The sequence below is a fragment of the Pseudomonas sp. CM25 genome, assembly GCF_013179705.1.
Lineage (GTDB): Bacteria > Pseudomonadota > Gammaproteobacteria > Pseudomonadales > Pseudomonadaceae > Aquipseudomonas.
Map to the genome: position 1 here is coordinate 1 of NZ_JABMCW010000197.1, position 10,497 is coordinate 10,497.

Annotated in this window: 14 protein-coding genes; 8 read left to right on the forward strand and 6 right to left on the reverse strand. The window is 63.5% G+C overall.

Annotated elements, in window-relative coordinates; all coding sequences use genetic code 11:
* Window positions 1-177: 177 nt before the first annotated feature.
* From ftsY to rpoH, 4 genes are all read left to right on the forward strand, one after another.
* Window positions 178-1,695, forward strand: a complete 1,518-nt coding sequence (gene ftsY, locus HP546_RS19100) for a signal recognition particle-docking protein FtsY (protein ID WP_172228356.1) — start codon at window positions 178-180, stop codon at window positions 1,693-1,695.
* Window positions 1,696-1,697: 2 nt separating this feature from the next.
* Entirely contained in the window at window positions 1,698-2,369 is a 672-nt protein-coding gene (ftsE, locus tag HP546_RS19105; RefSeq protein ID WP_172228358.1) for a cell division ATP-binding protein FtsE, read from the forward strand.
* The gene (gene ftsX, locus HP546_RS19110) at window positions 2,366-3,391 is read left to right on the forward strand and encodes a permease-like cell division protein FtsX (RefSeq protein WP_172228360.1); all 1,026 of its coding nucleotides are present in this window, start codon (window positions 2,366-2,368) and stop codon (window positions 3,389-3,391) included. The genes ftsE and ftsX overlap by 4 nt, the downstream gene beginning before the upstream one ends.
* A 111-nt stretch (window positions 3,392-3,502) precedes the next feature.
* Window positions 3,503-4,357 carry an RNA polymerase sigma factor RpoH gene (gene rpoH, locus HP546_RS19115; protein ID WP_015272155.1) on the forward strand — a complete coding sequence of 285 codons (855 nt, stop codon included), beginning with the start codon at window positions 3,503-3,505 and terminating at the stop codon, window positions 4,355-4,357.
* Between the two features lie 104 nt (window positions 4,358-4,461).
* On the opposite strand, the gene mtgA is transcribed toward rpoH, so the two are convergent.
* Window positions 4,462-5,172, reverse strand: coding sequence for a monofunctional biosynthetic peptidoglycan transglycosylase (gene mtgA, locus HP546_RS19120; protein ID WP_172228362.1), 711 nt, complete (start codon window positions 5,170-5,172; stop codon window positions 4,462-4,464).
* Between the two features lie 65 nt (window positions 5,173-5,237).
* Here mtgA and HP546_RS19125 point away from each other — a divergent pair, with 65 nt between their 5' ends.
* From HP546_RS19125 to trmB, 4 genes are all read left to right on the forward strand, one after another.
* Entirely contained in the window at window positions 5,238-5,609 is a 372-nt protein-coding gene (locus tag HP546_RS19125) for a DUF423 domain-containing protein (protein WP_172228364.1), read from the forward strand.
* 102 nt (window positions 5,610-5,711) lie between these two features.
* Window positions 5,712-5,912: a sulfur carrier protein ThiS gene (gene thiS / locus HP546_RS19130; RefSeq protein ID WP_172228366.1), complete on the forward strand. Its 201-nt coding sequence runs from the start codon at window positions 5,712-5,714 to the stop codon at window positions 5,910-5,912.
* A gap of 54 nt (window positions 5,913-5,966) precedes the next feature.
* On the forward strand, window positions 5,967-6,779 hold the full coding sequence (locus HP546_RS19135; protein WP_028698437.1) for a thiazole synthase: 813 nt from the start codon (window positions 5,967-5,969) through the stop codon (window positions 6,777-6,779).
* Between the two features lie 9 nt (window positions 6,780-6,788).
* Window positions 6,789-7,511 (forward strand): tRNA (guanosine(46)-N7)-methyltransferase TrmB, encoded by a 723-nt coding sequence (gene trmB, locus HP546_RS19140; RefSeq protein WP_172228368.1) that lies wholly within the window; start codon window positions 6,789-6,791, stop codon window positions 7,509-7,511.
* A 244-nt stretch (window positions 7,512-7,755) separates the two neighbouring features.
* On the opposite strand, the gene HP546_RS19145 is transcribed toward trmB, so the two are convergent.
* The 5 genes from HP546_RS19145 to HP546_RS19165 form a co-directional block, all read right to left on the reverse strand.
* Window positions 7,756-8,082, reverse strand: a complete 327-nt coding sequence (locus HP546_RS19145; RefSeq protein WP_172228370.1) for a DUF3392 domain-containing protein — start codon at window positions 8,080-8,082, stop codon at window positions 7,756-7,758.
* Between the two features lie 9 nt (window positions 8,083-8,091).
* Window positions 8,092-9,267: a radical SAM family heme chaperone HemW gene (hemW, locus tag HP546_RS19150; protein ID WP_172228372.1), complete on the reverse strand. Its 1,176-nt coding sequence runs from the start codon at window positions 9,265-9,267 to the stop codon at window positions 8,092-8,094.
* Window positions 9,264-9,860, reverse strand: coding sequence for an RdgB/HAM1 family non-canonical purine NTP pyrophosphatase (gene rdgB, locus HP546_RS19155; RefSeq protein WP_172228374.1), 597 nt, complete (start codon window positions 9,858-9,860; stop codon window positions 9,264-9,266). The genes hemW and rdgB overlap by 4 nt, the downstream gene beginning before the upstream one ends.
* Window positions 9,857-10,291 carry a DUF4426 domain-containing protein gene (locus tag HP546_RS19160; protein ID WP_172228376.1) on the reverse strand — a complete coding sequence of 145 codons (435 nt, stop codon included), beginning with the start codon at window positions 10,289-10,291 and terminating at the stop codon, window positions 9,857-9,859. Before HP546_RS19160 ends, rdgB begins: the two co-directional genes overlap by 4 nt.
* Before the next feature lie 22 nt (window positions 10,292-10,313).
* The coding region (locus tag HP546_RS19165; protein WP_218584556.1) for a methionine biosynthesis protein MetW at window positions 10,314-10,497 on the reverse strand (184 nt) is incomplete at its 5' end.

Consider the following 10,497-nt stretch of genomic DNA (forward strand, 5'->3'; position numbering starts at 1 on the left):
ATGCTAGGATACTGATCCGGTTGCCTGGCGACCATGCCTGTCGCCGTTCTGGCCCACAGGACACTTCGACAAAACGTTGCGCATGAACCAGCCGGCTTCAAGATAGTCTGTTCTGCGTAGAAAGAATTCCCGATGCGCCATTGCTGGCTCATCGCTACCCTGAGATAGCCGTCTTCCATGTTTGGTTCCAACGACGACAAGAAAGCGCCGGCCGAGGCTGGTGAAAAGAAAGGCCTGTTCAGCTGGTTTCGCAAGAAACCGCAGCAACCCGACTTGCCCGCGAATGAAGCCCCCGCCGTCGAGCCGCCAGTAGCCGCTCCGGTCGAGGTATCGCCTGCCGAAACACCGCATGCCGCCGAGCCCGTCAAGGCCCCTGCGGCTGCGCCGCTGGTTGAGCCGACGCAGGTCGCGGAATCCGTCCAGTACCCGGTAGTCGAAGCCTCCGAGGCTGAACCGGTTGCCGTTCAGCCGTTGCCGGCTCCGGAGCCGGTCGCGGTGCCGCCGCTGGATGCACCAGCCGTGCAGCCGGTCCAGGCCGCGCCGGCGGAGCCTGGCCCGGTCGTCGAGCAGGCCGCGCCAGTCAGCAACCTGGTATTGCCAGTTGCCGAAGAGCCTGTGGCCCTGGTGCCAGATCTGGAGCCCAAAGCGCCGCCCGTCATCCCTGAGCGTCCTGAGCCAGCGCCTGCTGCGCCGGTGGCCACCGCCGCGGTCGCGACCACCGTCGTCGAACCACAGGCTGAAGCCGCGCCCGCCGTGGCCGAGCAGGCCAAACCCGGCTTCTTCGCCCGCCTCAAGCAGGGCCTGTCGAAGACCAGCGCCAGCATCGGCGAGGGCATGGCCAGCCTGTTCATGGGCAAGAAAGTCATCGATGACGACCTGCTCGACGAAATCGAAACCCGCCTGCTGACCGCCGACGTCGGCGTGGAAGCCACGTCGGCCATCGTCCAGAACCTGACCCAGAAGGTCGCGCGCAAGCAGCTGGCCGATGCCGATGCCCTGTACAAGTCGCTGCAGGAAGAGCTGGCCGCGCTGCTGCGCCCGGTCGAGCAGCCGCTGAAGGTGCAGGCGCAGAACAAGCCCTACGTGATCCTGGTTGTTGGCGTGAACGGCGCCGGCAAAACCACCACCATCGGCAAGCTGGCCAAGAAGCTGCAGCTTGAAGGCAAGAAGGTGATGCTGGCCGCTGGCGATACCTTCCGCGCTGCAGCGGTCGAGCAGTTACAGGTGTGGGGCGAGCGCAACCAGATCCCGGTCATCGCTCAGCACACCGGTGCCGACTCCGCCTCGGTGATCTTCGATGCGGTGCAAGCCGCCAAGGCCCGTGGCGCCGATGTGCTGATCGCCGACACTGCCGGCCGCCTGCACACCAAGGACAACCTGATGGAGGAGCTGAAAAAGGTTCGCCGGGTCATCGGCAAGCTCGATGCCGACGCGCCGCACGAGGTGCTGCTGGTGCTCGATGCCGGCACCGGCCAGAACGCCATCAGCCAGGCCAAGTACTTCAACCAGAGCGTCGAACTGACCGGCCTGGCCCTGACCAAGCTGGACGGTACTGCCAAGGGCGGGGTGATCTTCGCCCTGGCCAAGCAGTTCAAGCTGCCCATCCGCTTCATCGGTGTCGGTGAAGGCATCGACGACCTGCGCACCTTTGAAGCCGAGCCGTTCGTCAAGGCTCTGTTCGCCGAGCGAGACTGACCATGATCCGATTCGAACAGGTTGCCAAGCGCTATCCCAATGGTCATGTGGGTTTGCATGAACTGAGTTTCCGGGCGCGCCGGGGCGAATTCCTGTTCGTCACAGGCCACTCGGGTGCTGGCAAAAGTACCCTGCTGCGCCTGCTGCTGGCCATGGAACGCCCGACCAGTGGCAAACTGCTGCTGGCAGGCCAGGACCTGGGCCAGATCAGCAATGCGCAGATCCCGTTCCTGCGCCGGCAGATCGGCGTGGTGTTCCAGAATCACCAACTGCTGTTCGACCGCACGGTGTTCAACAACATTGCCCTGCCGCTGCAGATTCTGGGCCTGTCCAAGGCAGAGATCAGCAAACGGGTGGACTCGGCGCTGGAGCGTGTATCGCTGGCCGACAAAGGCGAGCTGTTTCCGGCCGATCTGTCCACCGGGCAGCAGCAACGGATAGGTATTGCCCGCGCCATCGTTCACCAGCCGGCCCTGCTGCTGGCCGACGAACCCACCGGTAACCTCGACCCGCGCCTGGCTGCAGAGATCATGGGCGTGTTCGAGGACATCAACCGCCTGGGTACCACGGTATTGATCGCCAGCCACGACCTGGCACTGATTGCGCGCATGCGCCACCGCATGCTGACCTTGCAGCGCGGCCGCTTGATCGGCGATGGGGAGGCCGGGCAATGAGCACTACACGTACGCCGAAAGTTTCCGAGCGGGTTGCGCCGAAGCCGGCCGACCCGCAGCCGACGAAGAAAAAGCGCGGTGAAGACGATGACGGCCCGGATTTTCGCACCCTGCTGCATGCCTGGCTGGAAAGCCACCGTGCCAGCATGGCCGACAGCCTGCGCCGCCTTGGCAAGCAGCCTATCGGCAGCTTCTTTACCTGCCTGGTGATGGCGGTGGCGCTGAGCATGCCCATGGGCTTGTCGTTGCTGCTGGAGAACGTCGAACAGTTGGGTGGCTCGTGGCAGCGCGCTGCGCAGATTTCGCTATACCTCAAGCTCGATGCCGGTAGCCGCGATGGCGAGGCGCTGCGCGACGAGATCAAGGGTATGCCGGGGGTGTCGGACGCCCAGTATGTCAGCCGCGAGCAGGCGCTGGAGGAGTTCCAGCAGCAATCCGGCCTGGGCGAGGCCTTGCGTGAACTGCCTGATAATCCGCTGCCTGGTGTGGTGGTGGTGACCCCGACCGAGGTCGACAAACCGGCGCTGGAGGCCCTGCGTCAGCGGCTTTCGGAGCTGCCGCGGGTTGAAGTGGCACAGCTTGACCTGGTGTGGGTCGAGCGTCTGGCGGCGATTCTCAAGCTGGGTGACCGTTTCGTCTTCGGCCTGGCCGTGATGCTGATTTCGGCCCTGCTGTTAGTAATCGGTAACACAATTCGTCTACATATTGAAAACCGCCGTGTCGAGATCGAAGTGATCAAGCTGGTAGGTGGCACCGACGCCTATGTACGCCGGCCTTTCCTGTACATGGGCGCCCTGTATGGCCTGGGTGCGGGCCTGTTGGCGTGGGCCATCCTGGCGTTTGGCCTGAACTGGCTGAACGAGGCCGTAGTAGGGCTTTCCGGGCTGTACGGCAGTGACTTCGCCTTGGGCGGGGTGCCGGCGTCCGATGGTCTGTCGCTCTTGATCGGAGCGGTGCTGTTGGGGTATATCGGTGCATGGATTGCAGTCGCCCGCCACCTGAACGAGCTGGCGCCGCGATAGTTTTTACGTGCCAGCATTGACATTTTCTTCACTTTGGAACTTGTACCGTCGTTCCAGGTCAATGTTGGCAGCACCCACAAGGTGCGAGTCTGGTAAGTCGGAGGTTCTTGAATGACCACATCGTTGCAACCTGCCTATGCCCTGGTACCCGGTGCGAACCTGGAAGCCTATGTGCACACGGTCAACAGCATCCCGCTGCTGACGGTCGAGCAGGAGCGGGATCTGGGCGAGCGTCTCTATTATGAGCAGGATGTCGAGGCCGCTCGTCAAATGGTGATGGCCCACCTGCGTTTTGTCGTACACATTGCCCGTAGCTACGCCGGCTACGGGTTGGCCCAGGCCGACCTGATCCAGGAAGGCAACGTCGGCCTGATGAAAGCCGTCAAACGCTTCAACCCGGAAATGGGCGTGCGCCTGGTGTCTTTCGCCGTGCACTGGATCAAGGCAGAGATCCACGAGTTCATCCTGCGCAACTGGCGCATCGTCAAGGTGGCTACCACCAAGGCCCAGCGCAAGCTGTTCTTCAACCTGCGCAGCCAGAAAAAGCGCCTGGCCTGGCTGAACAACGACGAAGTGCATCGCGTAGCGGAAAGCCTTGGCGTCGAGCCGCGTGAAGTGCGCGAGATGGAAAGCCGCCTCAGCGGCCAGGACATGGCCTTCGACCCGGCAGCGGAAGCTGACGACGACAGCGCCTTCCAGTCGCCTGCGCATTACCTGGAAGACCACCGGTACGACCCGGCGGTGCAGCTGGAGGATGCCGACTGGAGCGATAACTCCACCAGCAACCTGCACGAAGCGCTGCAAGGGCTGGACGAGCGTAGCCGCGACATTCTGTATCAGCGCTGGTTGGCCGAAGAGAAAGCCACGTTGCATGAGCTGGCGGACAAGTACAGCGTTTCGGCTGAGCGCATTCGCCAGCTGGAGAAGAATGCGATGAACAAGGTCAAGGCGTTGATCGCTGTTTGATCCAGCCTTGGCTGCACTGAAAAGCCGCTGGCCCTGATCGGGTGAGCGGCTTTTTTGTTTGTGGCTTTAAGGGCCTCTTCGCGGGCGTGCCCGCGAAAAGGCCCTTAAAGCTTCCGCGGAGTGTCGAGCTGCATCAGATAGCTGGGCCCACCCAACTGGCTCATCTGCCGGCGAATCCATCCGGCACGGCTGGCCACGTAGGCACTCGGCCGGCTGGCACTCCACTTGATCGGGCTCGGCAGCACCGCCGCCAGCTGCGCGGCCTGCTGACGGCTGAGCCGGCTGGCATCGACGCCAAAGTGATAGCGCGCCGCTGCCTGGGCGCCAAATACACCCTTGCCCCACTCGGCACTGTTCAGATAAACCTCGAGAATTCGTTCTTTCGACCAGAACAATTCGATCAGCGCGGTGAACCAGGCCTCCAGGCCCTTGCGCAGCCAGCTGCGGCCCGACCACAGGAACAGGTTCTTGGCCACCTGCTGAGTGAGGGTGCTGGCACCACGCACGCTGCCACCGCGCTCGTTGTAGGCCAGTGCCGCCTGGATGGCCGGGATGTCAAAACCCCAGTGGCTGGCGAACTTCTGGTCTTCGCCAGCGATGACCGCGACCTTGAGCTCGTCGGAAATGTTTTCCCACGGCTGCCAGTCGCGCTGCAGGTCGATCGGCTCGCCATTCACCCAGGACTGTACCTTGCGCTCGACCATCAGGGCAGTGCCGGGCGGCGGCACCCAGCGAAACACCAGCACCAGCACGATGCTGCCGGCAGCAAACCAGAGCAGGGCACGGGTGAGGCGGCGAAGAAGGGTTGGCAGCATGTCGATGGCTTGGCCGTACGGGTGGAAGGGGCCATTATACAGACCCGATCCTAGGAGTCGTCCCAATGCTTCGCAGCTTCCTCATGCTTGCCGCCTTTTTCGGCTTTACCGGGGTCGCCCTGGGTGCCTTCGCTGCCCACGGCCTGAAGAACCGGCTGACGGCGGACTACCTGGCGATTTTCCACACCGGTGTGACCTACCAGTTGGTCCATACCCTGGCGATCCTTGCCGTTGCGGTGCTTTCAGCGCACTTGCCGGGGCGCCTGGTCGGCTGGGCCGGCGGCCTGTTCGCCCTGGGCATTGTGCTGTTCTCCGGCAGCCTGTACCTGCTGACCCTCAGCGGCGTGAGCAAGCTGGGCATCATCACCCCAATCGGCGGCCTGTGCTTCCTCGCCGGCTGGCTGTGCCTGGGCCTGGCAGCCTGGCGGCTGGGCTGACCAAGTGGTCCACAATCGCGACTAATGGCGTGCACCGCCCTTGGGTTGCAGGGTGGTTCGGCGCTAGAATGCGGGCCCCAAAGAACAATGGTGGCCGTGCGCATGCGCATTCAACTGAACGGTGAACCTTACGAACTGCCTGCCGGCGAGAGCGTTGCAGCCCTGCTGACGCGTCTGGAGCTGGGCGGGCGCCGGGTTGCAGTGGAACTGAACCTGGACATCGTGCCGCGTAGCCAGCACGACAGCACGCTGCTGAACGACGGCGACCAGGTCGAAGTGGTCCACGCCATCGGTGGCGGCTGACAGCAGCCCGGCGGTTCACAAGCAAGCCCTGCAACCTTTTCCCGAGGAACAACGATGAGCAACGTTCGTAGCGACAAGCCCTTCACCCTGGCCGGGCGTACTTTCCAGTCGCGCCTGCTGGTCGGCACCGGCAAGTACCGTGACATGGAAGAAACCCGCCTGGCCACCGAGGCCTCGGGTGCCGAAATCGTCACTGTCGCCGTGCGCCGCACCAACCTTGGCCAGAATGCGGGCGAGCCGAACCTGCTCGACGTGCTGTCTCCCGACAAATACACCATCCTGCCGAACACCGCAGGCTGCTTCGATGCGGTGGAAGCCGTACGCACTTGCCGGCTGGCGCGCGAACTGCTCGATGGGCGCAAATCGCATGAGTCCCGGACGCTGGTGAAACTGGAAGTGCTGGCCGACCAGAAAACCCTGTTCCCCAACGTGATCGAAACCCTCAAGGCCGCCGAAGTGCTGGTCAAGGACGGTTTCGACGTGATGGTGTACACCAGCGATGACCCGATCATCGCCCGTCAGCTGGCCGAAGCCGGCTGCATCGCGGTCATGCCCCTGGCTGGCCTGATCGGTACCGGCCTGGGGATCTGCAACCCCTACAACCTGCAGATCATCCTGGAAGAATCCAAGGTACCGGTGCTGGTCGATGCCGGCGTGGGTACCGCTTCCGACGCCACCATTGCCATGGAGATGGGTTGCGAGGCCGTGCTGATGAACTCGGCCATCGCCCATGCCCAGCAGCCGGTGCTGATGGCCGAAGCCATGAAGCACGCCATCGTCGCTGGTCGCCTGGCCTACCTGGCCGGCCGCATGCCGAAGAAACTCTACGCCAGCGCCTCTTCGCCGCTGGATGGTCTGATCAAGTAAGAGCCACAGATGACTGAATCGCACGATACGCCGAGCACCCCTGACGGCGAAGCCCGCCCGCACCGCCGCATCAAGAGTTTCGTGATGCGCGCCGGGCGCATGACCGAAGGCCAGCAGCGCGGCCTGGACCAGGGCGGCCCGCTGTACATCCTGCCGCTGGCCGACAGCCCGGTGGACTACGACCAGGTATTCGGCCGTTCGGCGCCGCGCACCCTGGAGATCGGCTTCGGCATGGGCCATTCCCTGCTGGAAATGGCGGCTGCCGCGCCTGATCAGGACTTCATCGGCGTGGAAGTGCACCGCCCGGGTGTTGGCGCGCTGCTCAACGGCGTGCTGACCCAGGGGCTGAAGAACCTGCGGGTGTATGACTGCGATGCGATCGAAGTGCTGAACCGCTGCGTGGCGGACAACAGCCTCGACCGCTTGATGCTGTTCTTCCCCGACCCATGGCACAAGGCGCGCCATCACAAGCGCCGCATCGTCCAGCTGGAATTCGCCGAGCTGGTACGGCGCAAGATCAAGCCCGGTGGCGTGTTCCACATGGCCACTGACTGGGAGCCGTATGCCGAGTACATGCTTGAAGTGATGAGCGCGGCCCCGGGCTACCGCAACCTTGCAGCCGACGGCAGCTACGTGCCACGCCCTGAAGAGCGCCCGATTACCAAGTTCGAACGTCGCGGTGAGCGGTTGGGGCATGGGGTGTGGGACTTGAAGTTCGAGAAGGTGGATTGATCGGCTGATCCGGCCTTTCGGTGCGCTGCTGCCTGCAGAAATGCAGGCGCAAAAAAACCGCCTTGAGAAAGGCGGTTTTTTTTATGTGAGCGACAGGACTGAGTATCCTTTCGCTCCGGGGCGTCACTGAAAACCCTCCATACGAAAATGTCGGGATTTCATGCGCGATCACTTCGATGACGCCCGCTAAAGGGTAGTCGGGTGGTAGGGCTGCCCTGGTTCTCCGGGGCAGCTTTTAGCAGGCTTACCCGCGGCGGTCAGCCACCACGCCAATGATCACCAGCACCACCAATAATACCGGCGCCAACGCATAGTTGTTGAACTGGCTCAGCCCCTTGACCACCCAAGGCGTGGCATAGATCAGCGCCGCACCGCTGCCGATCATCACCATCAGTGCCATGAACGGCACGCGCAGGGCACCCGCCAGACTGCCCAGGCGTTGTTCGGCCCAGCCTTTGACATCGCTGCCAAACAGCACCAGCAGGCAGCCTACCAAGGCCAGCGAAATCTCCGACAGGTTGCCGCGGCTCCAGCGGGAAACCGTCGCAAGCAGATCAAGTACCAGATCCATGGGTCGTCCTTAGGTCAAGAAATACTGCAGCAGGTCATTGAGGAACAACTGGCCCCGTGGCGTGGCTGCCAGTCGATCCGGTTCGACCTGCAAAAGGCCTTTTTGTTCGGCAGCACGGCGTGCCTCGCGCAGTTGCTCCAGTGGCAATCTGGTGCGCTGAGTGAACAGTTCAGCCTCCACGCCATCGGTGAGGCGCAGCGCATTCATCAGGAACTCGAACGGCAGCTCGTCCACTGGCAGCAGCTTCTCGCCGGCCTTGAACGGCTTGGCCAGGTTCAGGTAGTCCTTGGGCAGGCGGGTTTTCCAGGTACGCAGGATGCGCCCGTCGGCAAAGGTCAGCTTGCCGTGTGCGCCGGCGCCGATGCCGATGAAGTCGCCAAAGCGCCAGTAGTTGAGGTTGTGCCGGGCAGCACGGTCTGGCTGGGCATAGGCCGAAACCTCGTACTGCCGGAAACCGTGCCTGGCCATCAGCGCCTGGCCGGCTTCCTGGATGTCCCAGAGAATGTCGTCCTCCGGCAGCTCGGGTGGCTGGTTCCAGAACACCGTGTTCGGCTCCACGGTCAACTGATACCACGACAAGTGGGTCGGCCCCAGGTCGATGGCCTGGCGCAGATCGCCCAGTGCGTCGTCCAGCGACTGGTCGGGCAGCCCGTGCATCAGGTCCATGTTGAAGTTGTCGAAGCCGGCGGCGCGTGCCATGCCGGCGGCGCGGATCGCTTCATCACCATTGTGGATGCGCCCCAACGCCTGCAGCTTGGCCGGCTGGAAGCTCTGCACGCCGATCGAAAGGCGGTTGATGCCGGTCTGCCGATAGGCCTTGAACTTGTCCTGCTCGAACGTGCCGGGGTTGGCCTCCAGGGTGATCTCGATGTCGGGCGCGAACGGGATGCGCTGCTCCACGCCCCGCAGCAGCTGGCCAAGGGCATTGGCACTGAACAGGCTAGGGGTGCCGCCGCCGAAAAAGATCGAGCTGATCGGGCGGCCCTGTACGGCGGCCAGCTCCTGGTCGAGGTCGGTCAACAGGGCGGCGACGTAGGCGTCTTCCGGCAGTTCAGGGCCGGCAGCGTGGGAGTTGAAGTCGCAGTACGGGCATTTGCGTACGCACCACGGGATGTGGATGTACAGCGCCAGCGGCGGCAGGCTGGTAAAGCCGGCCACGCCGGAATGGGACAGCGTCGCGATCATGCCAGGCCCAGACGTTGGCGCAGCAGGACCATGGCGCGGGCGCGGTGGCTGAGCTGGTTCTTGTCTACCGGGGCCAGGTCGGCGCTGGAGCAGTTGCGCTCTGGTACCCAGAACAGCGGGTCGTAGCCAAAACCGTGCTCGCCGCTGGCCTGGAGCAGAATGCGCCCGTGCCACAGGCCTTCGCACAGGATCGGCAGCGGGTCGTCGGCATGCCGCACCAGCGCCAGCACGCAGACGAACTGGGCACCGCGTTCGGCTTCCGGCACGTCTTTCAGGGCTTCGAGCAGCTTGGCGTTGTTTGCCGCGTCGCCCTTGCCATCGGCATAGCGCGCCGAGTAGATGCCCGGTGCGCCGCCGAGAAAGTCCACCGCCAGGCCCGAATCGTCGGCCAGGGCCGGCAGGCCGGAAATGCGTGCGGCATTGCGTGCCTTGAGGATGGCGTTTTCAACGAACGACAGGCCGGTCTCTTCCGGCTCGACCTGGCTGAACTCGCCGATCGAGCGCAGTTGCACAGACTGGCCGAGCATGGCCTGGAGTTCCTTGAGTTTGCCGGCGTTGTGGCTGGCCAATACGAGTTGCTGGAAATTCATCATTCGCCTGGGAACACTTCCTGGTTGAAGCTGAGGGAGTTGCTGATGCCGCCGGTTTCGATATTCAGGTCGAAGGTGACGGTTTCGGGCTGTTCGATCTTGAACTGGGCGATGTAGTACACCGCGCCCGGTTCGGTAATCTGTTTGAACGACAGCGGGCTGCTGCGCCCAGTCAGGTCCTTGACCGTGCCGCTGACTAACGCCGTGGCAGGCTTGTTGGCCTTGAGCACTGCAACGTTGAGCACACCCTGGTTCTTGCTGCGCACCAGGCCGGTGGCTGCGGCCACCTCGGGTGTGAGCATGCTCGATGTGAAGGCGCTGTAGTGCACCGTCACATCGCCAAACACTTCCTTGCGCTCGGGGCGGGCGGCATCGGCAGCCAGCACCGGCAGGGCCAGGCACAGGCTGATCAGGAGCAGGGTCAGGCGACGCATGGGGTGATTCCTCCGCGGGGCGTCAGACTGCGACCTGGTGCTGTTGCAGGCCCGGGCTGCTGACGCGATAGATGCCGATCTCACCTAGAAGATTAGGCCAAAGCCGGCCGACCCACCCGTTGCGATGCAAGTGGTCGACTGCCAGGCGGTCGAGCACCTTGGCCCTGCGCTCGTGCACCAGTTCCTCGAAGTCGGCGAATGTGCAG

Coding starts and splice junctions, on each gene's coding strand:
- ftsY (WP_172228356.1), top strand. CDS start 178: ATGTTTGGTTCCAACGACGACAAGAAAGCGCCGGCCGAGGCTGGTGAA.
- ftsE (WP_172228358.1), top strand. CDS start 1,698: ATGATCCGATTCGAACAGGTTGCCAAGCGCTATCCCAATGGTCATGTG.
- ftsX (WP_172228360.1), top strand. CDS start 2,366: ATGAGCACTACACGTACGCCGAAAGTTTCCGAGCGGGTTGCGCCGAAG.
- rpoH (WP_015272155.1), top strand. CDS start 3,503: ATGACCACATCGTTGCAACCTGCCTATGCCCTGGTACCCGGTGCGAAC.
- mtgA (WP_172228362.1), bottom strand. CDS start 5,172: ATGCTGCCAACCCTTCTTCGCCGCCTCACCCGTGCCCTGCTCTGGTTT.
- HP546_RS19125 (WP_172228364.1), top strand. CDS start 5,238: ATGCTTCGCAGCTTCCTCATGCTTGCCGCCTTTTTCGGCTTTACCGGG.
- thiS (WP_172228366.1), top strand. CDS start 5,712: ATGCGCATTCAACTGAACGGTGAACCTTACGAACTGCCTGCCGGCGAG.
- HP546_RS19135 (WP_028698437.1), top strand. CDS start 5,967: ATGAGCAACGTTCGTAGCGACAAGCCCTTCACCCTGGCCGGGCGTACT.
- trmB (WP_172228368.1), top strand. CDS start 6,789: ATGACTGAATCGCACGATACGCCGAGCACCCCTGACGGCGAAGCCCGC.
- HP546_RS19145 (WP_172228370.1), bottom strand. CDS start 8,082: ATGGATCTGGTACTTGATCTGCTTGCGACGGTTTCCCGCTGGAGCCGC.
- hemW (WP_172228372.1), bottom strand. CDS start 9,267: ATGATCGCGACGCTGTCCCATTCCGGCGTGGCCGGCTTTACCAGCCTG.
- rdgB (WP_172228374.1), bottom strand. CDS start 9,860: ATGATGAATTTCCAGCAACTCGTATTGGCCAGCCACAACGCCGGCAAA.
- HP546_RS19160 (WP_172228376.1), bottom strand. CDS start 10,291: ATGCGTCGCCTGACCCTGCTCCTGATCAGCCTGTGCCTGGCCCTGCCG.